The organism is Rummeliibacillus sp. SL167 (genome assembly GCF_007896505.1).
Taxonomy (GTDB): Bacteria; Bacillota; Bacilli; order Bacillales_A; family Planococcaceae; genus Rummeliibacillus; species Rummeliibacillus suwonensis.
In genome coordinates, this window is the sequence record NZ_VCBM01000001.1 from 89279 (window position 1) to 113701 (window position 24423).

Annotated in this window: 24 protein-coding genes, 1 riboswitch and 1 other annotated feature; of the genes, 18 read left to right on the forward strand and 6 right to left on the reverse strand. The window is 37.2% G+C overall.

The window, feature by feature from the left end:
* The first annotated feature begins 49 nt into the window (after positions 1 to 49).
* The 3 genes from ytkD to FEZ13_RS00330 are packed head-to-tail and all read left to right on the forward strand — an operon-like array spanning position 50 to position 1755.
* Positions 50 to 523: an RNA deprotection pyrophosphohydrolase gene (gene ytkD / locus FEZ13_RS00320; protein WP_146551009.1), complete on the forward strand. Its 474-nt coding sequence runs from the start codon at positions 50 to 52 to the stop codon at positions 521 to 523.
* Positions 501 to 1286 (forward strand): alpha/beta hydrolase family protein, encoded by a 786-nt coding sequence (locus FEZ13_RS00325; RefSeq protein ID WP_146551010.1) that lies wholly within the window; start codon positions 501 to 503, stop codon positions 1284 to 1286. The genes ytkD and FEZ13_RS00325 overlap by 23 nt, the downstream gene beginning before the upstream one ends.
* A gap of 13 nt (positions 1287 to 1299) precedes the next feature.
* Entirely contained in the window at positions 1300 to 1755 is a 456-nt protein-coding gene (locus tag FEZ13_RS00330; protein WP_146551011.1) for a hypothetical protein, read from the forward strand.
* Between the two features lie 379 nt (positions 1756 to 2134).
* On the opposite strand, the gene pckA is transcribed toward FEZ13_RS00330, so the two are convergent.
* Complete coding sequence (gene pckA, locus FEZ13_RS00335) at positions 2135 to 3721, reverse strand: phosphoenolpyruvate carboxykinase (ATP) (RefSeq protein WP_146551012.1); 1587 nt, start codon at positions 3719 to 3721, stop codon at positions 2135 to 2137.
* A 213-nt stretch (positions 3722 to 3934) separates the two neighbouring features.
* Positions 3935 to 4050: riboswitch (SAM riboswitch) on the forward strand.
* 273 nt (positions 4051 to 4323) lie between these two features.
* On the opposite strand from pckA, the gene metK reads away from it, so the two are divergent.
* Positions 4324 to 5526: a methionine adenosyltransferase gene (gene metK, locus FEZ13_RS00340; protein WP_146551013.1), complete on the forward strand. Its 1203-nt coding sequence runs from the start codon at positions 4324 to 4326 to the stop codon at positions 5524 to 5526.
* An 82-nt stretch (positions 5527 to 5608) separates the two neighbouring features.
* On the opposite strand, the gene FEZ13_RS00345 is transcribed toward metK, so the two are convergent.
* Positions 5609 to 6136 (reverse strand): gamma carbonic anhydrase, encoded by a 528-nt coding sequence (locus FEZ13_RS00345; protein ID WP_146547953.1) that lies wholly within the window; start codon positions 6134 to 6136, stop codon positions 5609 to 5611.
* Between the two features lie 126 nt (positions 6137 to 6262).
* Here FEZ13_RS00345 and FEZ13_RS00350 point away from each other — a divergent pair, with 126 nt between their 5' ends.
* Entirely contained in the window at positions 6263 to 7063 is an 801-nt protein-coding gene (locus tag FEZ13_RS00350; protein WP_146551014.1) for an alpha/beta hydrolase, read from the forward strand.
* 97 nt (positions 7064 to 7160) lie between these two features.
* Here the strand turns inward: FEZ13_RS00350 and FEZ13_RS00355 are convergent, their stop codons facing one another.
* From FEZ13_RS00355 to mnmL, 4 genes are all read right to left on the reverse strand, one after another.
* On the reverse strand, positions 7161 to 7679 hold the full coding sequence (locus tag FEZ13_RS00355) for an isoprenylcysteine carboxyl methyltransferase family protein (protein ID WP_370467593.1): 519 nt from the start codon (positions 7677 to 7679) through the stop codon (positions 7161 to 7163).
* Positions 7676 to 8743: a type III polyketide synthase gene (locus tag FEZ13_RS00360; protein ID WP_146551015.1), complete on the reverse strand. Its 1068-nt coding sequence runs from the start codon at positions 8741 to 8743 to the stop codon at positions 7676 to 7678. Before FEZ13_RS00360 ends, FEZ13_RS00355 begins: the two co-directional genes overlap by 4 nt.
* 173 nt (positions 8744 to 8916) lie before the next feature.
* Entirely contained in the window at positions 8917 to 9486 is a 570-nt protein-coding gene (gene mnmM, locus FEZ13_RS00365) for a tRNA 5-(aminomethyl)-2-thiouridylate-methyltransferase MnmM (protein WP_146551016.1), read from the reverse strand.
* Positions 9483 to 10454, reverse strand: coding sequence for a tRNA modification radical SAM protein MnmL/YtqA (gene mnmL, locus FEZ13_RS00370; RefSeq protein ID WP_146551017.1), 972 nt, complete (start codon positions 10452 to 10454; stop codon positions 9483 to 9485). Before mnmL ends, mnmM begins: the two co-directional genes overlap by 4 nt.
* A gap of 510 nt (positions 10455 to 10964) precedes the next feature.
* On the opposite strand from mnmL, the gene FEZ13_RS00375 reads away from it, so the two are divergent.
* From FEZ13_RS00375 to FEZ13_RS00435, 13 genes are all read left to right on the forward strand, one after another.
* The gene (locus tag FEZ13_RS00375) at positions 10965 to 12134 is read left to right on the forward strand and encodes an MDR family MFS transporter (protein WP_146551018.1); all 1170 of its coding nucleotides are present in this window, start codon (positions 10965 to 10967) and stop codon (positions 12132 to 12134) included.
* 201 nt (positions 12135 to 12335) lie between these two features.
* Positions 12336 to 12545, forward strand: a binding site (T-box leader).
* An 87-nt stretch (positions 12546 to 12632) separates the two neighbouring features.
* Positions 12633 to 15050: a leucine--tRNA ligase gene (leuS, locus tag FEZ13_RS00380; RefSeq protein WP_146551019.1), complete on the forward strand. Its 2418-nt coding sequence runs from the start codon at positions 12633 to 12635 to the stop codon at positions 15048 to 15050.
* Between the two features lie 538 nt (positions 15051 to 15588).
* A complete protein-coding gene (locus tag FEZ13_RS00385; RefSeq protein WP_146551020.1) occupies positions 15589 to 16218 on the forward strand; it encodes a Bax inhibitor-1/YccA family protein in 630 nt (209 codons plus the stop codon).
* Positions 16219 to 16703: 485 nt separating this feature from the next.
* On the forward strand, positions 16704 to 17381 hold the full coding sequence (locus tag FEZ13_RS00390; protein WP_146551021.1) for a response regulator transcription factor: 678 nt from the start codon (positions 16704 to 16706) through the stop codon (positions 17379 to 17381).
* On the forward strand, positions 17374 to 18690 hold the full coding sequence (locus FEZ13_RS00395) for a sensor histidine kinase (protein ID WP_186725708.1): 1317 nt from the start codon (positions 17374 to 17376) through the stop codon (positions 18688 to 18690). The genes FEZ13_RS00390 and FEZ13_RS00395 overlap by 8 nt, the downstream gene beginning before the upstream one ends.
* 576 nt (positions 18691 to 19266) lie before the next feature.
* Positions 19267 to 19524 carry an AbrB/MazE/SpoVT family DNA-binding domain-containing protein gene (locus FEZ13_RS00400; RefSeq protein WP_146551023.1) on the forward strand — a complete coding sequence of 86 codons (258 nt, stop codon included), beginning with the start codon at positions 19267 to 19269 and terminating at the stop codon, positions 19522 to 19524.
* Positions 19521 to 19907 (forward strand): type II toxin-antitoxin system death-on-curing family toxin, encoded by a 387-nt coding sequence (locus tag FEZ13_RS00405; protein WP_146551024.1) that lies wholly within the window; start codon positions 19521 to 19523, stop codon positions 19905 to 19907. The genes FEZ13_RS00400 and FEZ13_RS00405 overlap by 4 nt, the downstream gene beginning before the upstream one ends.
* Positions 19908 to 20621: 714 nt before the next feature.
* Entirely contained in the window at positions 20622 to 21284 is a 663-nt protein-coding gene (locus FEZ13_RS00410; protein ID WP_186725709.1) for a copper amine oxidase N-terminal domain-containing protein, read from the forward strand.
* 32 nt (positions 21285 to 21316) lie between these two features.
* Positions 21317 to 21730 carry a hypothetical protein gene (locus tag FEZ13_RS00415; protein WP_146551026.1) on the forward strand — a complete coding sequence of 138 codons (414 nt, stop codon included), beginning with the start codon at positions 21317 to 21319 and terminating at the stop codon, positions 21728 to 21730.
* A gap of 40 nt (positions 21731 to 21770) precedes the next feature.
* Positions 21771 to 22022, forward strand: a complete 252-nt coding sequence (locus tag FEZ13_RS00420) for a hypothetical protein (RefSeq protein WP_146551027.1) — start codon at positions 21771 to 21773, stop codon at positions 22020 to 22022.
* 2 nt (positions 22023 to 22024) lie between these two features.
* Positions 22025 to 22942: an FAD:protein FMN transferase gene (locus tag FEZ13_RS00425; RefSeq protein ID WP_146551028.1), complete on the forward strand. Its 918-nt coding sequence runs from the start codon at positions 22025 to 22027 to the stop codon at positions 22940 to 22942.
* A complete protein-coding gene (locus tag FEZ13_RS00430; RefSeq protein WP_255473028.1) occupies positions 22935 to 23465 on the forward strand; it encodes a ferric reductase-like transmembrane domain-containing protein in 531 nt (176 codons plus the stop codon). The genes FEZ13_RS00425 and FEZ13_RS00430 overlap by 8 nt, the downstream gene beginning before the upstream one ends.
* 259 nt (positions 23466 to 23724) lie before the next feature.
* Entirely contained in the window at positions 23725 to 24423 is a 699-nt protein-coding gene (locus tag FEZ13_RS00435) for a response regulator transcription factor (protein ID WP_146551029.1), read from the forward strand.

Below are 24423 nucleotides of genomic sequence, written 5' to 3' on the forward strand. Positions count from 1 at the left end.
TGGCGTTGCCTTCGCTACACTTATGTTAGTAAGGAGTGAGCGAAAAAATATGTTTTCATATACAGATTTAAATGGTAATGGCTGTGAATTATCTTTTAAAAAGAATGCATTTAGTATTGAGCCACAGCACGTGCTTGTATTGGCTAAGTACAATGGCAAGTGGTTGCTTACAAATCATCCAAAGCGTGGCTATGAATTTCCGGGAGGTAAGGTCGAGCAAGGTGAAACATTAGAAGAAGCAGCTGCAAGAGAAGTATACGAAGAAACGGGAGCTAAAATTGAAAATATAGAATGGCTTGCAACTTATATGGTCCAAGAACAAATACCTTTTACAAAAGCAGTTTTTACTGCAACCGTACAATCGGTCAATATGGATCATCCGAATCTAGAAACAAAGGGTGTTCTATTATTGAATGAAGACGAATTATTAGCAAATGAGCATTTAAGCTTCCATATGAAGGATTTAGGCATGAAAAAGATCCTTGAAAAGGTGAGTGAACGTGAAGATAAATGGGGAAATTGAACATTTAAGAGATTACCCATCACCCAATCCACATGTGTCCTTAAAGGAAATAACCTATTGGTCAGACGGTTTACGAGTAAAAGGATTACTTGCTTCACCTATTGTTTATGCTGCTTATGAAGGAATTCTATATTTACGTGGAGGTATGCAGGGCGTAGGAATGGTGCGCCCTGCGAGAATTGCACAACTTGCTTCGCATGGCTTTGTTGTATTTGCACCCTATTATAGAGGAACACGTGGTGGAGAAGGAAGAGATGAATTTGGTGGCAAAGATCGCTTGGATGCGATAAATGCAGTGGACGTTTTGAAACGATTTTGCAAAAGCGAACGGATTCATCTTTTTGCTTTTTCAAGAGGCGGTATAATGGCGCTATGGACGGGAATATTACGCGATGATATTACTTCTATTGTGACATGGGGCGGCGTATCAAACGTGGAATATACGTATGAAGAAAGAATCGATATGCGAAGAATGATGAAGAGAGTTCTAGGCGGCTCACCTCAAACAAATCCTATTGCTTATGAAGAGCGGACACCAATGACACAGTTATCTCATATTCATGCACCTATTTTGATCATCCATGGAATACGAGATGAAAACGTTGGATTTAAGCATGCACAGTTTTTAGAAAATAGTTTAAAGACTTATAATAAGCATGTGGAAACCTGGTATTATCCTGATTATACACACTTTTTCCCGAGCGATATCAATCGAAAAGTTGTGGATGATGCTTGTCAATGGATGAAGTTACAGCAATCGTAATGGGGTGAACATGGTGGGGTATATCAAAGCAAGGGTTAATCCTGAAATGCTAAAAAATAAACAATTGGGATTTGATGAGAAATATTCCTATTGGCAAGAATTGTGGACCAATTATACGGAACCATATACAGAAGTTCAAATTCAGAATTGGAAAGAAGAAAAGCAGGTTATTGAAGAGTTAGAACAAATCAGCTTTGTGTCTCGGGATGAAGGGCTTGTCAAAATCCAACTGGTCATGTTAGAAGATGATACTCGAAACTATTTTAGAAACAAACCACATATAGATGGAAAACTTAAATGGTTTTCCATCCTCTTTCATGATGAGGAGATGAGGGAAGGAATCGAAATCCGTAATTATGGAGAAGAGGTTTTCTTCAATCAAGTAACAAAGGATGAAGCCGAACCAATTGTCGAGATGTTTGAACAATGTCAATTGATCGTAGAATTTGTACCGGATGATACGGACTAAATGTGCACTGCAACTTTTGTTGTGGTGTGTTTTTATTATTGAAATAACTGGTCGTCGTTCATTAAGTCTCTTCTATTTATTTTTTGTATAAAAAGTTAATAAGGATAATGGTATGAAACGAAAATATCCTATTTAAGAGGTGAAATAGGCTTTTTTCATACTAAATGATAGCGGCATGAATTTGACTGCCATGTAGCTTTTTTTGTATAAAAAATTTGTCAGAAGCAGATTGGTTGGGTAAGTTGTTTCTGAAAGTTTACTTTACATGCATCTTAAAGTGAACCACACAGTTTGTTTATATAAATCAAAAACTCGACCAATTCATTGAAATTGGTCGAGTTGGATACGATTTTGGATTACTTATAGGTTGATGGGACTACTAAGCGAGTGGTGCCCCTTTTTTAGCAATATCTTCAGCGACTGAACCGAATTTTTTAAAGTTTTCATGGAACATACCAGCTAATTCAGTTGCCTTTTTATCATAAGCTTTTTTATCGGCCCATACATTACGTGGATTTAAAAGTTCTGTTGGAACATCTTCAATAGCTGTTGGGATTGCAAGACCAAAAACTGGATCTCTGTCAGTAAATACATCGTTGATTTTACCGTTGATAGCAGCGCGGACCATTGTACGAGTATAAGAAAGTTTCATACGGCTACCTTCACCATAGCTACCACCAGTCCAGCCAGTGTTGACTAAGAAAACATTTACTTGGTGTTCGTCAATTTTCTTTCCTAACATTTCTGCATAAACTGTTGCATGAAGTGGGAAGAATGGAGCACCGAAGCAAGTAGAAAATACTGGTTCTGGTTCTACAACACCACGTTCTGTACCAGGGATTTTAGACGTGAAGCCTGATAAGAAATGATACATCGCTTGTTCTTTTGTTAGTTTGCTGATCGGAGGTAAAACACCAAAAGCATCAGCTGTTAAGAAGATAACTGTTTTTGGGTGACCTGCAACAGATGGATCAACGATATTTTCGATATTTTGAATTGGATATGCAGCACGAGTATTTTGTGTTAGTGTAGCATCATCGTAATCAGGAACACGACTGTCAGCATTGACAGCTACATTTTCAAGTACAGTACCAAAGTTGATCGCATTATAAATTTCCGGTTCTTTTTCAGCAGAAAGGTTGATTGTTTTTGCATAGCAACCACCTTCGATATTGAATACCCCATTATCAGACCAACCGTGTTCGTCATCTCCGATTAGTTTACGATTACCATCAGCAGATAATGTTGTTTTACCAGTACCTGATAAACCGAAGAATAGAGCAACATCACCTTGTTCACCAACATTTGCTGAACAGTGCATGGAAAGAATGCCTTGTCGTGGTAATAAGTAATTCATAATACCAAAGATTGATTTTTTCATTTCACCAGCGTATTCAGTACCGCCGATTAAAATAATACGTTTTTCAAGAGATACGATGATAAATGTTTCTGAAGCTGTGCCATCAACTTTAGGATCTGCTTTAAATGTTGGGGCAGATACGATTGTGAAATCAGCATCATGAGTTTTAAGTTCTTCATCAGTAGGTCGGATGAATAATTGGTGAGCAAATAGGTTATGCCAAGCGTATTCATTAACAACTCGGATCGCTAGGCGAGAGTTTTTATCTGCACCTGCAAAGCCTTTAAATACAAAAACTTCTTCTTTTTGCTTTAAATAATTGATAACTTTGTTATATAATGAATCAAATACTTCTGCGGAAATTGGTTGGTTAATTTTTCCCCAGTCAATATGATCTTTAGAAGATTCTTCAACTACCATAAATTTATCTTTAGGTGAACGTCCTGTATATTTGCCTGTTACTGCACGAACTGCACCATCAACTGTTAAGATTGCTTCACCGCGTGAAGTTGCTTTTTCCACTAATTGTGGGACTGAAAGTTGCTCTAAAATGTTTTGTCCTTGTAATAAGTCCTTCAGTTCATTCGCAATTTCTACTGAATTCATCTTGGTTCGTACCATCCTTTTTTTATTTATTTATTATATGCCCTTCTGAAAAGGGGATCTAGTTATTCATTTCGAGAATTAGTATAACACATTTGAATGAATAGTCTATACTAATTATTAATTATTTTTTTAAATTTGACTTTTTTCAAAATCAATAGAGAATACGTTTGACTTTCGGAACAATATCACTTACTATAAGCATTAGAACGGATACTCTTATCCCGAGCTGGTGGAGGGTCAGGCCCTATGAAACCCGGCAACCTGCATTATTTTTCACGTAATGCGTTGGTGCTAATCTGATGCAAGGAACATTCCTTGAACGATAAGAGTGAAAGGTGCTTACGAAACATATCCTTTCCTCATTGTTTTTCGATGAGTGAAAGGTTTTTTTTTTCAAAAAATAGAAGCAAATCTGATTTGTTTCATTATTATATGCGATTTGTGGCATTCTATTTATACTATGTACTGGCACTTTCTATATCCTCGTGTTAAAAAAGCAGCTTACAGCGGGCTTGTCGTTTAGTGTAACTGTTTAAACGGACATGGGTAATGAGTACCGTATCTTTTTTCGAGAGGATCTCGTTATAATAGGAGGAAACCAAATGACAAACAGACGATTATTCACATCAGAAAGCGTAACAGAAGGACATCCGGATAAAATCTGCGACCAAATTTCAGATGCAATTTTAGATGCAATTATTGCAAAAGATCCGAATGCGCGTGTAGCATGTGAAACAACAGCTACAACAGGTCTAGTACTTGTAGCTGGTGAAATTTCAACTACTACATATGTAGATATTAAAGGTATTGTACGAGATACAGTGGCAGAAATTGGCTATACTCGTGGCAAATACGGCTTTGACGCCGAAAATTTAGCTGTGCTTGTAGCGATTGGTGAACAATCACCTGATATTGCACAAGGTGTTGACCAAGCATTAGAAGCTCGTGAAGGCTCTATGACAGATGCAGATATTGAAGCCATTGGTGCAGGGGATCAAGGTTTAATGTTTGGCTATGCTTGTAATGAAACACCAGAATTAATGCCATTGCCAATAAGCCTTGCCCATAAATTGGCACGACGCTTATCAGAAGTTCGTAAATCAGGCCAATTATCTTACTTACGACCTGATGGTAAAACACAAGTGACGGTCGAATATGATGAAAATAACCAACCTGTACGAGTAGACACTATCGTGATTTCAACTCAACATGATGAAGAAGTATCATTAGAACAAATCAAAAAAGACCTAAAGGCGGAAGTGATTGCGAAAGTTGTCCCAGCTGAATTACTTGATGACAATACCAAATACTTTATCAATCCAACAGGTCGTTTCGTAATTGGCGGACCAAAAGGTGATGCAGGTCTTACTGGTCGTAAAATCATTGTTGATACCTATGGCGGTTATGCTCGTCATGGTGGCGGTGCTTTCTCAGGAAAAGATGCAACAAAGGTTGACCGTTCAGGAGCATATGCAGCTCGCTATGTTGCGAAAAATATCGTCGCAGCAGGCCTTGCAGAACGTGCAGAAGTTCAACTTGCTTATGCTATCGGTGTTGCACAACCAGTATCAATTGCAGTCGATACGTTTGGCACTGGTAAAGTAAAAGAAAGCGATCTAGTAGAAGCGATTCGTGAACTCTTCGATTTACGTCCAGCAGGTATCATCAAAATGTTGGATCTACGTCGCCCTATTTACAGGCAAACAGCAGCATATGGACATTTTGGACGGACTGATTTAGATATTCCATGGGAAAAAACAGATAAAGTAGCAGCATTGAAAGAAAAATTTGCTGTAAAAGCTTAGAAAATCAATGACCAAATCAAAAAGGTCATTCGCCATGATGATGGTGGATGACCTTTTGTTTTGTGTAAAATGTTAAAGTAAATTATCGAGGTAGCGGGTTGTTTTGTACAGATTTATAATATTGCCCTTTTTCGTAGTATTCGTTTAGGATACGATCCATATCTTTTTTGTCTTCCTCTGTTAGTTCACGAACCACTTTTGCAGGACGACCGAATGCAAGTGTATTTGGTGGGATTTTCTTTCCTTGCGTAACCAGACTACCAGCACCAATAAATGCGCCTTCACCAATTTCAGCACCATCTAAAACGATGGAAGCCATTCCTATTAGTGCTCCTTTTTTTATATGACAGCTATGAAGTGTTACTTGATGGCCAATGGTGGCTTCATCTTCTATAATTAGCGGTGCAGCTGGACTTTGATGTAAACAACAGAGATCTTGAATATTTACTTTACGACCAATAATAGTAGGCGAAACATCACCACGAATAACGGTATTATAAAAGATAGATGAATCTGGACCTATCGTCACATCTCCTGTTATAACAACATGATCACCAATGAAAGCAGATGGGTCAATAGATGGTTTTTTATCTTTAAATGGATAAATCATCGAAAATACGCCTCATTTCAAGTTAGAATTTTTTATAATTATCGTAACAAACGGATGTGATAATTGGAACAGAAAAACATAGAATACGTTAAAATAGAGATAGAATCAATGAGGAGAGAAGTAATTATGTGGAAATGGGAAGCTGAAGGTCAAGCGAAAGCAGTGGTTGTTTTTATACATAGTGCATACGAGCACCATCGAAGATATGCTTGGTTAATTGAAAAATTGAGAACGTCTGGAATGCATGTCATCACTGGTGATTTACCAGGACATGGTGAAGAGAGCAGGCGTAAAAAAGCGCATGACGAAGATTTTAGAGATTATGCAAAGTTTATTCGTCAAATGATGCAAATCGCATTTACTTACAATTTGCCGATCTTTATCATTGGGCATGGGTTAGGCGCAACACTTGCCATTCAAATAGAAAGAAAACATAAATACGAATGTGCTGGGATGATTTTGACATCTCCATGGATGCATTTAATTCATCAACCCTCTAAGTTATCCAATGCCTTAACAGGATTGAGCAAATTAACGGGGAATATGAAGATTCATCATGACATTACGGTAAAGCAGCTAACACGTAGCTATGAATTTTATAAAGAAGAAAAAGATGATATTTACTATAATTCAGTGATTACTGTTAATTGGTATCGAGAATTACATCAATTTATGAAGAATGTTGTGATAGCCACCGAAGAATTGCCAGACATCCCCGTACTGTTGATGAATGGCGGAAATGATAAAATCGTTTCACCAGCGCACAGTAAAAAGTGGCTTATGCAGCAAAATATTTCGGAATTGCAATATAAGGAATGGAAAGTTTGTTATCATGATTTGTATCAAGAACCTGAGCGGAATGATATTTATCAGTATATGGAATCTTTCATCTATAACGCATTACGAAATATTGGCTATATTATTTAATCATGCTATATAAGAAAGATGTCCGTCGTTGAATCATCAATTGACGGACATCTTTTGGGTATTGCCTGAAACATTTTTCAACGCATCGTCTGTTCAGTTAATAATCATTTTGACTTTTTAATGCCGCTTCTTCAGCAGGAATACGAACGAACATTATCATTATATTCAAAGCTGAAAATACAATGGTGGTGAAGTAGGCTTGGAAAATTAATGGAATAACAGCAATTTCTAAAGCAACGATGATATAGTTTGGGTGAGAAAGCCATTTGTATGGACCTTTTTTTACCAAAGTGGTATTGGGCAATACAATAATCTTCGTATTCCAGAAATGTCCAAGCGATTTAATAGACCAGATTCGACCAATCTGTAAGAGTAGAAAAAATCCAAGCAAAATAATCCAAAATGGACTAAGAGGAGCATCCTTTAAAATATATTCAATCCATAAACTGCTCAAAAATAACCCATGCAGCATAACGATAAAGGGATAATGTGATTGACCGAATTCAATCGCTCCACGATTTTTCATGTAACGTTCATTTTCTCTAGCAATTCGTAATTCTACTAATCTTTGGATACAAATGATTGTAAAAATAATGGCAAATAAAATATTTATCACTCCCACTCTAGTAATACTAACTCTCCACTAAAACCTGGGCCGAGAGAAGTCATTATTCCGAATTCACCGCGATTTGGTTGTTGATCCATAACATATTTCAGTACATAGAGTACCGTTGGAGAAGACATATTGCCGTGCTGCTGCAAAATAATAGAACTGGGTGCTGCTAATTCTTTTGGAAGTTCCAAGGCGGATTCATACGCAGTAAGAACCTTTTTGCCACCTGGATGAGCGATAAAACGATGAATAGTTTGCGGAGAAAGTTCATGCTGAGCAAGAAAGCTTTCTACAAATGGTGCAAACCATTTTACGATAATATTAGGAATGCTTTTGGCAAAGATCACATGCAGACCATCATCTTCAATTCGCCAGCCCATAATATCCTCAGAATTCGGTAATAATTTTGAAGCAGTTGCTTGAATACGAGGTAAAGTTTTGGTATGAGATAATTTTACTTGGTCACCGCTTATTAAAGCGCAGGCAGCTCCATCCCCAAAAAGGGAAGTGCCGATAAAGTTACTTTTATTCAAATCCTTTGGTTGAAATGTTAGACTGCATAGCTCAACGCAAATCACCAAGACTGATGATTCTGGATGTGCCAAACAATAGTCATTTGCACGGCTAATTCCTGCAGTACCGCCACCACAGCCAAGCCCCCATATTGGAATGCGGACAACATCATTGGAAAAAGATAATTGGTTCATTAATCGGGCTTCTATACTAGGTGTTGAAATCCCTGTAGTCGAAACAAAAATAATAGCGTTAATATCCCTTATTGTCACATCTGCTGCTTCTGCTAAACATTTCTGAATAACTTTTATGCTATATTCCGTCGCTAACTCAATATATAAGTCATTTTTTTCTGAAAAAGAGTGATTTTCTTTATACCATTCTATTGGCATAGCCAGTTGACGATTAAAAATTTCCGCATTTTTAAATACTTTTAAATATCGTTCAAGCTTATTCATCTTTCCCGTAAAAAGTTCCTTGATGAAATTCTCTGCATTGTCCTGCGTTAGCGAATAAGGAGGAGCATATGTACTAACGGCTTGTATTTTAGGCATAGATCATTGAACTCCTTTATAATTGGATGGTTTCAATAATCTATGCATACGATCAAATATTTAAAACAAAATATGGTTCAATAGAAAAAAGTTCTAGGTTAGTACCTGTTCTTTTTTTTGCGTAGAACCATGTAAAAGACATCCTAAATCGTTCATTTAAGGTGTCTAGAAGATTATAGTTCCTTCAATTTTTCAAGAGCAATGACAAAAGGAGGATCATTTTTTTGATTGATAAATTCATAACGTAAAACACGGACTTTTTTCTGCGGCAAGCTTGAAACGTAGTCGATGATTCGATCGCGCTCCTCTTTGCCACCTTCGTGACCATAGTAGATAACTAATATAATGATGCCACCTATTTTTAACAAGCTTAATAGACGATCAATCGCTTGCAAAGTTGTATTTGGCTTAGTAATAATGGTGTGTTCACCACCAGGTAAATAACCTAGATTGAAAATAGCTGCACTAACAGGCTCTTTTACATATTGATCTATGTTTTCATGACCATCTAAAATAAGGGATACTTGTTTTGACACTCCTGCTTCCATTAACCGTTTGCTGGTCGCATCAATCGCCTGTTGTTGTATATCAAATGCGTAGACATGTCCATCTTCACCGACAAGCTGTGCAAGAAAAGTCGTATCATATCCATTTCCGGCTGTCGCATCAACTACAACGTCGCCAGCCTCTATTGTATCTTGAAGTAAAAGATGGGCATATTGTAAGACAAGTTTTAATGTCATAGGGTTTTCACTTCTTTCGCGTTGTAAAACTTACCTTGCCAGCTTTCTCTGCGTTCTAGTTCTGCATCAATCCCGTTTAAAACTTCCCATTTGTTTACTGACCACATGGGTCCGATCATTAAATCGATAGGTCCATCACCCGTAATACGTTGTACAATCATTTCTGGAGGGATGACTTCTAGTTGGTCAGCCACTAAATGGATATATGCCTCTTTGTCCATTAATTGTAACATGCCTTTTTCGTATTGTTTGACAAGCGGTGTCCCCTTTAATAGATGAAGCAAATGAATTTTGATGGCTTGAACATCTAGTGTTGCCACTTCTCGGGCAGTTTCCATCATCATATCGTAGTCTTCAAGAGGCAAGCCATTGATGATATGCGTACAAACGCGAATATTATGCTTACGAAGTTTTTCTACCCCCTCTATATAAGTGGCATAATCATGAGCGCGATTGATCAAATTCGCTGTGCGTTCATGAACAGTTTGTAGTCCAAGTTCAATCCATAAGTACGTGCGTTCATTTAATTCAGCTAAATATTCGACAACATCATCAGGCAAGCAATCAGGACGAGTAGCAATACTTAACCCCATCACACCTTCGCAGGCAAGAGCTGCTTCGAATTTTTCTTTCAATATGGGAAGTGGTGCGTGTGTATTGGTATAGGCTTGGAAGTAGGCCATTGTTTTGCCGTCCTTCCATTTATGTTGCATTTTTTCTTTAATTTTCTCAAATTGAACAGGGATAGGGTCGACACGATCTCCTGCAAAATCACCTGATCCAGCAGCACTGCAGAACGTGCAGCCTCCAAAAGCAACTGTACCGTCTCGGTTTGGACAATCGAATCCTGCATCTAATGCCACTTTATAAACTTTACAGCCAAATTGATCACGTAAATAACGATTCCATGTATAATAACGTTTCCCATCTGAAGGAAACGGAAATTCATTGTTTTTCACATCCGTCATAATTTCAACTCCTCAACTTTCTATTCTATCACGTAGTGGCGAAAGTGGACGAATACTTTAACTGTGACAGGAAGAAAGATAGAATTTAACTGTTAAGGTTGTACATTTTTGAAAAGGTTGATACCATTACTTAGATATGCGAAATAAAGTGCGGCTTCCATCAGTGGGGGTTCTCTTCATTCCCCACTGAACTAGAGGAACTCAGGTTAAAAGCGCCACGTCCTGTGGCAACACCTGGGAGATCAACATCCTGCCCGCCCGAACCAATCGGGCGCATGCGGCAGTTGATCTCCCACCTATTTTTCTCGTTTCTCTCTAAAACTTGATGGGGATCTTACTGCCCGTTAACGCGGGATAAAATGAAATTTCCCCCAATCGTTTTGGGGGGAGTGTTAGTTGTACAAAGTAAGCTTTTCCAGACGGTTCCACCATACATAATTCTCGTTGATTATTTGAATCGTGATCACTGGGAACTTTTCGTCTGTTAAAGTGGTAAATGGAGGATTTATAATGCCAAGAAGTGTTTGGTTATTAATTATGGGGATGCTTGTCAATACGGTAGGTAACGCATTTTTATGGCCATTGAATACCATCTATATGCACGATCATCTGGGGCAATCATTATCAGTAGCGGGGCTTGTACTGATGGGGAATGCTGCAGCTGGAGTTGTTGGAAATCTTATAGGTGGCTACGTTTTTGATAAATTTGGTGGCTTTAAATCGATCATGCTTGGAACGATTATTACAATCATCGGTTTGATTTGTTTAGTGATTTGGCATGGGTGGCCTCATTATGTCTGGTTTTTGACACTAATCGGCTTTAGTGGAGGAATCGTTTTTCCAAGTATGTTCGCAATGGTGGGAACTGCTTGGCCAGAAGGGGGCAGAAAAGGCTTTAATGCCATCTACCTTTCACAAAATCTAGGTGTAGCTATAGGTCCAGCACTTGCAGGTATTGTTGCTAATAAAAGCTTTGACTATTTGTTTGTAGCTAATTTAATCATGTATATTCTATTTTTCTTTATTGCTCTATCCTATAAAGGAATTTCAACAGAGAGCGTAATGCCACCAAGTTCTGTTATTAGTGAGAGTGCAAAGATAAAGGATCGGTCTTCTTTATATGCGCTGATGATTTTAGGGATTGGTTATCTTTTAAGTTGGATGGTTTATACGCAATGGACGACTACCATTTCATCTTATACGCAATTTCTAGGAATATCGTTAAATCAGTATAGTTTGCTATGGACTACCAATGGTTTATTGATTGTTTTAGGTCAACCACTTATTCATCCGATTATTAAGAGAATAGGGGAGTATTATAAAGGGCAAATTTTTATAGGCGTTGCGATTTTCATCGTGTCATTCTTTGTTGTTAGCTTTGCACATACATTTAAAATGTTTTTAATCGCCATTATTATTTTGACCTTTGGAGAAATGTTTGTATTTCCAATTGTACCGACAATTGCTAGTAAGCTTGCGCCAAAGGGAAGAGATGGTTTTTATCAAGGACTTATCAATAGTTTTAGTGCAACGGGAAAAATGATCGGTCCATTTTTAGGCGGTGTTTTAGCGGATCAATACGGGATGAAAATCACTTTTTATGTATTAATCGCTATATTGGTGGTGGCACTGATTCCGTATACGATGTATGACCGACCGATGAAGCAAAAAAATGTATAAGGATTTTGGTGGCAATAACAAAATAGTGAAGCTCTCATCTGTGTGTGAAGTTTTACGATAGGTTTTGAAATATGAATTTTGAAAGATAGAGGATTATAGAAGAGTTTTGAATAATTGAATCGTGAATTTTCATAAGAAATTCATAATTTTGCTAAATCTCTTGTCAATTTACGTTATTTCGATTAGAATAAAACTCAATATGATACGATTGTGAAAGGGATTAGTAAGTTTGATTGATTTTATAGAGAGCTAACGATTGGTGAAAGTTGGTAAATCATTAGGCTGAACTCGCCCGGGAGTCACGTTGGTGAAATAAATGATAGCCAAAGTCGTTTTCCACGTTAAGGAATCAAGTTGAGTGCTTACACTAATTTGGGTGGTACCGCGGGAGATTTTACTCTCGTCCCTTTTCTTGGGACGGGAGTTTTTAAATTTTACGGAATTTTTCATTTTAGTAGCAACTATGCTGTCTTTTTATATATTAAGGAGGAATAACCGTTGAATTTCAATCATCAAGAAATTGAAAAAAAGTGGCAAAAATACTGGGCAGAACATAAAACATTCAAAACAGTAAATGACAATTCTAAACCTAAATTTTATGCGTTAGATATGTTTCCATATCCATCAGGAGCAGGTCTGCATGTAGGACATCCAGAAGGATATACAGCAACCGATATTTTATCTCGCTTCAAACGAATGCAAGGTTATAATGTTATGCATCCAATGGGGTGGGATGCATTTGGTCTTCCTGCCGAACAATATGCTTTGGATACAGGAAACGATCCTGCAGAATTTACAGAAAAGAATATAGGTACATTTAAACGTCAAATTCAAGAATTAGGCTTTAGCTATGACTGGGACCGTGAGATCAACACAACTGATCCCGAGTACTATAAATGGACGCAATGGATTTTCATCCAACTTTACAAAAAAGGTCTAGCTTATATTGATGAAGTTGCTGTCAACTGGTGTCCAGCACTTGGTACAGTACTTGCCAATGAGGAAGTGATCGATGGCAAATCCGAACGTGGTGGTCATCCAGTAGAACGTCGTCCCATGAAACAATGGATGCTTAAAATTACGGCATACGCTGATCGCTTACTGGATGATTTAGATGAAGTCGATTGGCCAGAGAACATTAAAGATATGCAACGTCACTGGATTGGACGTTCTGAAGGTGCTGAAGTAGATTTCAATATTAAGGGTACTGACAAGCACTTCCGCGTATTTACGACACGTCCAGATACTTTGTTCGGTGCAACCTATGCAGTGCTAGCCCCCGAACATACATTGGTAAAAGAAATTACATCTGATGGACAGCGAGCAGCGGTTGAAGCCTATCTTGATAAAGTAAAAGTGAAATCTGATCTTGAACGTACAGATTTAGCAAAAGAAAAAACAGGTGTATTTACAGGTGCCTATGCTGTAAATCCTATTAATGATAGAGAAATTCCGATTTGGATTGCGGATTATGTATTGGCAAGCTACGGTACAGGTGCGATTATGGCTGTTCCCGCACACGATGATCGTGACTATGAATTTGCCAAACAATTCAATTTACCGATCATTCCAGTACTAGAAGGTGGAGATGTTTCAAAAGAAGCCTTCACTGAAGATGGAACTCATATCAATTCTGATTTCTTAAATGGTTTAAACAAGCCAGAAGGTATTAAAAAAGCGATTGAATGGCTTGAAGAAAACAAAGTCGGTGAAAAGAAAATTTCTTATCGTCTACGTGATTGGTTATTCTCTCGCCAACGTTATTGGGGGGAACCAATTCCTGTCATCCATTGGGAAGATGGCACAATTACGACGGTCCCTGAAGAAGAACTTCCATTAGTTCTACCAAAAACATCTGATATTCGTCCATCTGGAACTGGCGAATCGCCTCTTGCTAATATTGAGGAATGGGTAAATGTTGTAGATCCAGTAACAGGGAAAAAAGGCCGTCGTGAAACAAATACGATGCCGCAATGGGCGGGTTCAAGCTGGTACTTCTTACGTTATATCGATCCACACAACAAAGAAAAAATCGCAGATCTAGAGTTATTGAAACGCTGGTTGCCGGTCGATATTTATATCGGTGGTCAAGAACACGCGGTGCTTCACCTGTTGTATGCTCGTTTCTGGCATAAAGTGCTTTATGATTTGGGCGTTGTACCAACAAAAGAACCATTCCAAAAACTATTCAACCAGGGCATGATTCTAGGTGAAGGTAATGAAAAAATGTCGAAATCAAAAGGGAATGTTGTCAATCCTGATGACATCGTTGCTAGCCACGGTGCAGACACACTTCGTCTTTATGAAATGTTCATGGGACCACTTGAAGCTTCTATTCCATGGTCTACAAATGGTCTAGATGGAGCACGTCGTTTCTTAGATCGTATTTGGCGTCTATTAATCAACGAAGAAACTGGTGAGTTGTCAGATAAAGTTCAAGCTTCAAATGATAAGACTTTAGAAAAAGTGTATAACCAAACAGTTCAAAAAGTTACGGATAACAACGAACATATTCGTTTCAATACATCTATTTCTCAAATGATGGTCTTCATCAATGAATGTTACAAAGCGGATATAGTACCTACTCAATACGCTGAAGGCTTTGTTAAAATGCTATCGCCAATTGCGCCTCACATCGCAGAAGAGCTTTGGTCTAAACTAGGTCATGATTCCACGATTACTTATGAACCATGGCCAACATTCGATCCTGCGAAACTGGTTGACGATGAAATCGAAGTCGTCGTTCAAGTCAACGGTAAAGTACGAGCAAAACTAATGGTAGCCAAAGATGCCTCCCGTGAGGATTTAGAAGCAGCAGCACTCGCCGATGATCATATAAAAGAATTTATCGAAGGCAAGGATATTAAGAAAATCATTGCTGTACCAGGAAAATTAGTGAATATTGTAGCGAAGTAATAGTAGTAAGTTTAAAGCCATGTCCATTCTTATATTTGGGCATGGTTTTTTGTTTGGGCTGAGGAATAAAGCTTTCGAAGGAGTAATAAATTGTCGGAGGAACGAATAAATCCTTTGAAAGAGCTAATAAACCATCGGAGAGAGCGAATAAAACTGGAGAGAGCGAATAAATCCCTGTGAAGAGCGAATAAAGTCTTCGAAAGAGCCAATAAATCATCGAAGAGAGCGAATAAAACTGGAGAGAGCGAATAAATCCCTGTGAAGAGCGAATAAAGTCTTCGAAAGAGCCAATAAACCATCGAAGAGAGCGAATAAAACTGGAGAGAGCGAATAAATCCCCTGTGAAGAGCGAATAAAGTCTTCGAAAGAGCCAATAAATCATCAAAGGGAGCAAATAAAACTCCAGAGAGGGCAAATAAATCCCTCAAGAAAGCGAATAAAATGAAAAGAGTCAAATTTCACTGTGCGGGTTTGAAACTTTACTAGTCTTATTACGTATATAATAGAAAGTGAATAATTTGAGAAGAGGTTATGTTAGATGGAATCGCAATTTCCGAAGGTTCTTCGGTTCTTTACGTTATTGTGGGTGGTAACGGCAGTTGGTTTGTTTGTTGGTGTGTTTATTCCTCCGGCATTGATTCTGCCAATTAGTATTGCCACAGTAATTTTATTGATCATCGTGATGTTTAGCCGTGCGGCAAGGAGAGCGAGCAAGCTGATTTCTATTTTGTTCGCATTTTTAACAGGTATTACCCTATATAGCCTGCTCAATTTTTATATAGGTGCTTTAGGTGGAAACCTGGTACTTGTTATTTTTGGAACATCAGCAGCCATTTTTATAGTTGCAGGGCTAATTGGTTATCATACAAAGAGAGATTTAGGAAATTGGGGTAAATTTTTATTTATCACATTAATCGGTGTGTTGATCTTCTCGATCATTACTATTTTTGTTGGCTTTAGCGACATTGTTATGGTTGTAGCAAGCGGAATAGGGGTACTATTATTTGTGGGCTATACGCTGTACGATATGAATCAAATCGCCCGTAGCTACATTAGTGATGATGAAGTACCGCTTGTCGCATTAGATTTATATCTTGACTTTATCAACCTATTTACAGAGCTGCTCAAACTTATTTATCATTTAAAAAATATTTTTGATGAAGATTGATGCCGATAGATAGAAGAACCTTCAAAAAAGTCAAAATAGTATGCTAGGAGCAATCCCGGCATGCTATTTTTTAATATGCAGGAAACGTAAAAAAAGTGCTAAAAACATCGATTGATTTCCAGAATGTCATAAAAACCGACTTTTTGGTAAATAAGATAAACGAAAAGATCTATTTTAAGAATTTCCTATAATTAAGGCTTTATTGATCCCACATGGTGATAGGATTTCCACAGTAATGTGAACTGTCTCGGTTTTATCCCGCGTTAACGGCCAGTAAAGACCCCCATCTTAAGGTATAGAGAGAGATAAGAAAGGTAGGTGGGGATCAACTGCCCGTAAAAGTCCGATTGGTTCAGCTAACTATCAGTGGGGGATGAGGAAAACCCCCACTGATGGAAGCTTCATTTTATTGGCAAGGATTCAGTTCCATTTCAGCTTTATCCATTAAAATGAACGGAAAGATTTTAAAGTAAAGGGTGAGGTCTGTGAAAATTTTAGTAGCAGAGGATGATTTACGCTTATTAAAGAACATTGCTTTTATGTTAAAGAAAGAATGTTATGTTGTGAGCTGTGCTAAAAATGGTGAAGAAGCTTTAGAAATGGCCTTGATTGAAGAGTATGATTTGATCATATTGGATTGGATGATGCCCAAAATGGACGGGGTTATAGTATGCAAAGAGCTTCGAAAACGAAACTATGAAGGTGGCATTTTAATGCTTACCGCAAGAGATGATGCACAGGATGTCATCTTTGGACTCGATAATGGGGCAGATGATTATCTCATTAAGCCATTTAAAATGGAGGTATTGTTTGCGAGAGTGCGTGCTATCTTAAGAAGAAAATCGAAACCAATCGAACGAATCATTCCATTGGGTGAATATGTACTCCATATGGATGAAAGGACACTTTATCGAAATCAAGAAAAAATTGAATTGACGAAAAATGAATTTTTATTGTTAGAGTATTTATTTATCAATAAGGGACGTATTTTAACTCGTGAGCAGATTTATGATCATATTTGGGGATATGATGAATATGTTTCCAATAACGCACTCGATGCATTAGTAAAACTAGTGCGAAAGAAAGTGGATACGGATGATAGTCCTTCTCTCATTCAAACAATTAGGGGGACAGGCTATAAGCTGAGGGATGCCTATGTTTAAACAAATTCAACGAAAACTGACCATTCAATACGCAGCTTTTTTTGTTCTGTTTGTATTGATCCTAATGATTATTCTTTATATAGCTATTCAAACAATTATGCAACAACAGCAAGTACAAGAATTAAAAATGTTTTATACGAAAGAGCAATATCATTTGATGGGTGATAATATCGAAAGAAATCAGGATCAGGAAATCGAATCGGATCAAACAGACCCCCATGAGAAGGAACTTCATGATCATACAACAAATAAGGAAAAGGAAATCGAATACGATACGAACCGAGTTTATTTTTATTATGTATTTACCAAAAAACATGAATTGGTACATGCCGATGAATCTTTAATCGGACTTCAGAAAGATATTGATCGATTGATGCTTCAAGCAAAAGATGGCGAACCGCAATCGGTGAAGTGGAAACAAGAGCATTTGCTGCTCATTAAATATCATGCAAAATCAGATAAAAATGGAAATTATATAATCGTTGGGCAATCGATTACAAAACAACACCGTTTGTTAGAACGAATGATGTATGCATTTGTTGTTTTAACGGTGATTGGTACGCTGTTTATTACCGTTCTTAGCCATTATCTAGCAGGTAAAGCTATGGTACCTATAAGACGTTCTTTTGAACGACAACGAAAATTTGTATCCGATGCATCACACGAACTACGTACACCTTTAACGGTTTTTTATAGTTCTTTAGAAGTTTTAGAAAGTGATGAAGAAAATCATTTTAGTTCTTTTGGGCAGGAAGTATTGGACGATCTAAAAGAAGAAACACAGCATATGAAATCGTTATTGGAAGGACTTTTATTTCTTGCACGGTATGATCAGAAAAAGCTTAAAACAAAAAAAGAAACCATTGAGTTATCTAAAATTGTGAATAATATTGCTAAATCCTTTAAGAGAACTTTGCCAGCTACGATTACACTTAAACTTGAAATAGAAGAAGGGATTTTATTTGAAGGAGATGAAACGAGCATACGAGAATTATTGTATATTTTATTGGATAATGCAGCTAAATTTACAGAGCAAGGTTATATAAAAATTGCGCTTTCCAAATTAAAAGAAAAAATAGAACTTGTCGTGGAAGATACAGGTATCGGGATCAGTGACAAGGATTTGCCAAACGTATTTGAACGATTTTATCAAGCAACGAAGAATCGTCAAAAGAAAGGCACAGGATTGGGATTAGCCATTGCACAGGCCATTGTCTTCCAACATCATGGTCAAATTTCAGTAGAAAGTCAATTACAAAAAGGCACTAAATTTACAATATTTCTCCCTACTGTGGATCATAAAGGTTAAGAAAGGATATGGATCACCATGGTCCCTGAATGATATAAAATCATGCCTAATGGAGGTAATGGAAAACTACTTTGTACGAAGAAATTGATGTAAATATTATTTTAGGTACTCAAAGTGAGGGGATGTGTATAAAGGAATATGTTGTTGATTTGCCTGACGATGATGAAATAAATACGAATGTTCAGGTAAAGTGTATACCAATAAAATAAATAATGAAATGAAACCAAAAAATTTATCCCGCTTTAACAGGTAGTAAGACCCCCATCTCAAGATTTAGAGAGAAACAAAAAAGATAGATGGGGGATCAACTGCCGCATGCATCCGATTGGTTCGGGCGGGCAGGATGTTGGTCCCTCAGGTGTTACCACAGGACGTGGCGCTTTTAACCTGAGTTCCTCTATTTTCGTTGTGGATGAAGAAAATCCCCACTGATGGAGTTTCACTTTATGAGCTAATAACAGGTATTGAGCAGAGCACATTTGCATATGCTATAGATACCTGTTATTATCGTTATAATAATTGATAATAAATTATAACAAATAACAAAAGTTATAACGTAAGGAGGCAATAAGAATAATGGCAGCAGTAGAAAAAAGACGTATAACACAAATAGGAAACTCGTTAGGAATTACTTTGCCAAGTTCTATGCTCGATAAATTGAATATTACGAAAGGGGATGAAGTCCATGTAGAAATTGAAAGTGGAAAACTAGTTATAAAGAAAAAACCAGTAATGGTTGAATTACCTGAAGGAATGCCGGCAGATTTCTTTGAATTATTAAAAGAAGAAATGGAGGCACATAAAGAAACAATGAAAGGATTGGTTAATAGATGACAAGATACATTACTATAGCAATGGCCGCCTATATTAATCGATTGTCAATTATTGAATTATCCCCAAAAGAACAAATAGGAGTAAAAGACTTTGGGTTACTTGAATCAGCATTAGCAAGACCTCAGCAAACAGTGTTCGGGCAAGATGCTTATCCTAGTATCTTCCTGAAAGCTGCGGCATTGTTAGAATCTTTATCACAAAATCATGCTTTTCATAACGCTAATAAACGAACAGCTTTCATGAGCACATCTATGTTTCTGCGAATAAATGGTTATAAATTACGTTTCGATGATCCTAAACTTGCCGAAGATTTTATAGTAGACATAGTAAACCATAAGTACACTTTAGAAGAAGTCGCAAATATTTTAGAACAACATACTTAATCTATACATATCTTGTTCATACATACTTATTGTAAAAGTTCTCTATAAAAAGGAGAACTTTTTTCATCCCACTTTAACGGGCAGTAAGAACCCTTGTCCCAAGATGTAGAGAGGAACGAGAAAGATAGGGATCAACTGCCCATAAAAGTCCGATTAGTTCAGGCAGGCAAGATGGTGGTTCCTCAGGTGTTACCACAGGACGTGGCGCTTTTAACCTGAGTTCTTCTAGTTTAGTGAGGGATAAAGAAACCACCGCTGATGGAGTTTCACTTATGTGCATGCTTCCTTCACATGGATAAGTGATACAGATAAATGTTTAAAGTAGGCTACTGGAGAAGTCCATCCATCTTCAAAAAGTATTTTAGTTCATAAAATGAATCAAAGATCGATTTTTATCTATAAAAATGATGCTATAGCGGTCTTGCTTAGAGATGGATAGAGCTTTTTTACGACAGAAGAAAAAATTTGCGAAGAAGCAAGGCAATAGAAGCAAATGTTCAACCTGCACCCCAAAAGGTAGAATGGAAAATCACCTTTTAGGGTGTTTTTTACTTTTGGAGCAGGTTCATTTATTTTGTGCATTTTGTTATAAAAAGTGTGGCGTTCTTACAGGAAAGATCATTGATTTGTAAAAATATTTTTGAGTTTTTGAATTTCTTCAGATTCATTTCATAATGGAATCCTAAACTGTAGCTATAAAAGGAGATGATCAAGTTGAAGAAAAAAATTGTATTTTTCATTATTAGTTTGGTCACCACTTTATCTATTGGACAATATATCGTCCATGCAGATGATGACCACGAACATTATGAAAAGTATGAAAATCACGGTGAAAAAGAGGAACATCACAAGGATTATGATGGAGAGAATGACGAAAGATGGGATGATGATGAAGATGAAGAATATTATGAAGACGACGGCTACTATGAGGATGAAGAAAACGATGGTTTAGCCGAACAAGGAAAATGGAATCTTTGGACTCGTTCAATGGTACAAAATGATGGCGTACTACCATTCAATGATTCAAAAACGGTGAACTTTGCAATTGAAGGAAAAACTATCAAATGCTATGTAATACCGAAAAATGGAGATGTGTTTGTACCTGTACAAAAATTAACGGAAGCGCTAGGTGGTCAAGCGACATATTACAAGACATCTAAAATTATGGATGCAAAATTGAAGGATGAGCAGCTGATTTTTCGAGTGAATACAAATGTCGTATATGAAAATCTGATGAAAACGCCTATGACATCAAAAGCATTTTTGTTCAATAAAGATGTTTATGTACCAGCAAGTGTCCTTTTAAATGCTTATGGCTATTCAGTCGATTGGCAAGAAGAGAAGCAACAATTTATCTGCCAGTCCCTTAATAAATAAGCCCTATTTTATCAGCGTTTAAGGAAAATGGATTGAATCCACGGAAAAGGACTTCAATCCACGGAGAGAGCAATCCAATCCACGGAAAGGGCTCCAATCCACGGAAAAGAGGCTTCAATCCACGGAGAGAACGATCCAATCCAAGGAAAAGAGGCTTCAATCCACGGAGAGAACGATCCAATCCAAGGAAAAGAGGTTTCAATCCACGGAGAGAGCAATCCAATCCACGGAAAAGAGGTTTCAATCCACGGAGAGAGCAATCCAATCCACGGAAAAGAGGCTTCAATCCACGGAGAGAGCAATCCAATCCACGGAAAGGGCTTCAATCCACGGAAAAGAGGCTTCAATCCACGGAGAGAGTGATTCAATCCACGGAAAAGAGGCTTCAATCCACGGAGAGAACGATTCAATCCACGGAAAGGACTTCTCCACCAATAGCAAAATAGATAAAGTCAATAAATAAAATAGTGAGGAGAGATGTTAAACATGAAGGATACAAAAAAGGCAAAATGGCTTGTAGGAACATCTGCAGTTGTTTTATCCGGTTTGTTATTATCGCAACTGGATGATCAAGGAACTACTGAAACAAAAACTACTTCTCAAAATCAGCTATCATCAATTGATCAATCAAAAATTGGTAAGAAAGAAAAAGAACTATTACAACTTGATTGGACGAATTTTGAAATGACCAATGCGACAACAGTAGAAAAAAATGATCGACAAACAAGAAGATCCTAGAGGTGAAAAAAGTGGAATCGATGACAATGCAAATAATGAATACTAACTTTTATATAGAAGTACCCTCAACTTCATATAACTGGAAGGAACAGGTTTCCAAATGGTTGCATTATGTTGCAAAAGAGTGGTCTCGATTTATCCCAAATAATGAGTTAGACCAAATCAATCAATTACCTATTGGTAAAACTTTAACCATCAATTCATCTCTATATGATTGCTTAAAAATGGCTAATGACTATTATAAGCAAACAGATGGATTATTTTCACCCTATTTAAAAAAACAAATAGAGCATCATGGTTATGATAAACCCTTTCCTTTTTATATAAATGACAAGCAAAAAGATGAACAAAATGTAGAGCTAAAGCAAAATGTAAAAAATCCTTTGTGTTTTTTGGCTAATCACCAAATTTATAAGACTTCGGATCAACCGATTGATCTTGGTGGTTTTGCAAAAGGCTATGCTGCTGAAACGGTTAAACAATGGTTACAATCACGAGGCTTCCGCTACGGAATCGTTGATGGTGGTGGCGATATGGCAATATGGTCAGATGGAGAAAAAGAATGGACGATTGGTATTGCTGATCCGTATGACCAAGAAGATATTGGACGCATTAAAATCCAAAATGGAGCGATTGCAACATCCAATAGTGTTTATAGAAGTTGGCGCTATCATCATGAAGTAAAGCATCATATTTTAAATGGACAAACTGGAGAAGTAGCGACATCTCCTATCATTCAGGCAACAGTTGTGACAGATCGTTTATACCAAGCAGAAGTAGCGACCAAATTAAGTTTTTTAATGCCTGAGAAGCAGTTACAAGAATGGTTGGACAAAAGGAAATGGCGTGTCGTACGTTTCCTTGTCTATCAAGATCATAAAACAAAATGGATAAAAACAGGTGGTGATCATCATGCTTAATACTTGGGAATGGATTCGACTTTGTGGCTTTGTTGCTTATTTTTACTTTACTGTTGCAGTGATTTTTGGACTTTTTCGAAAATCACCTACTATAAAAAAACAGAAAAACTTGTTGTTTCAATTGCATTTGAGTGCAGGATGGCTGGGGCTATTCGCATTGATCGCACATGCATTGTTGTTATTAATCGATCAGTACCAACCCTATCGTTTGATCGAAATTCTTATACCTTTTACAAGTACTTATCAAACGATACTATCAGCACTAGGAATATTCAGTTTCTATATTTTCCTGTTGGTTTTAATAACATCAGACCTTTGGATCACCAAGATGAACCGGAAAATTTGGAAGTCTATTCATTTTCTTGTGCTACCGGCTTGGGTGATGTCTTTTGTCCATGGAGTATTCATCGGTACAGATAGTACCAATCCGATTGTTCAGCTATTTTATATTGTTACAGGTTGTAGTATCGTCATTGCATGCTGCATCAGGATATACGGTCAAAATGCTAGAAAGCCGGCTTAAATCAGGTCAAAATCCTGTTCCATAAAATAATACTCCCGCTAGTTACTAAGAATCTGCTCAATCTCACTGTAGAAAGGAGCAGATTTTTATCTTGATTCAACAAATCTTTTTTGTACCGAAAGCGTAGCGACAGGTATAAAAGATGCTCACCTCTTTTTTCGAGAAATTCATGCAAAAAAATTAAAGTTCCATTAAAAAATGAAATTATACATAAAATAATGCTAAATTGAAATGGAGATGTAAATGAGGAGTGTATAGAATGGTTAAGCGAATTTTGGTAGTTGAGGATGAAATCCAAATCGCTAAAATATTGAAATTAGAATTGGAATATGAAGGCTATGAAGTTGTTGTTGCAAATAACGGTAAATTTGGTTTGGAAATAGCATTACAAGGTAAAATTGATCTAATGCTTTTAGATATTATGTTGCCAGAGATGAATGGTATTGAAGTGTTAAGAAGGGTCCGTCAAGAAAATGAACTGATGCCCATTATTTTATTAACAGCACGCAACATGACAATGGATAAAGTAAGGGGACTCGATCTCGGTGCGAATGACTATATGACAAAACCATTTGAGATGGAAGAACTATTAGCGAGAGTGCGTTCATGTTTGCGTCAAAACGAAATCATCACAAATGTGACAAATCATGAGGAGGACTTATTATCCATTCGTGATTTATCGATCAATATGGAAACAAGAGAAGTGATCAGGGCCAATACATCCATTTCCTTAACCCCAAAGGAATTTGATTTACTTGTCTATTTGATTTCTCATAAAAACAAGATTGTCACAAGAGAAAATATTATCAAAGATGTTTGGGATTATGACTACGAAGGCGATACAAATGTTATCGATGTCTTTATCTGGCATTTAAGAAAGAAGATTGATGAAGGGTATACAAGCCCCCCAATTATTCAGACAGTTAGAGGAGTGGGGTATATAGTAAAGGAGAATTAA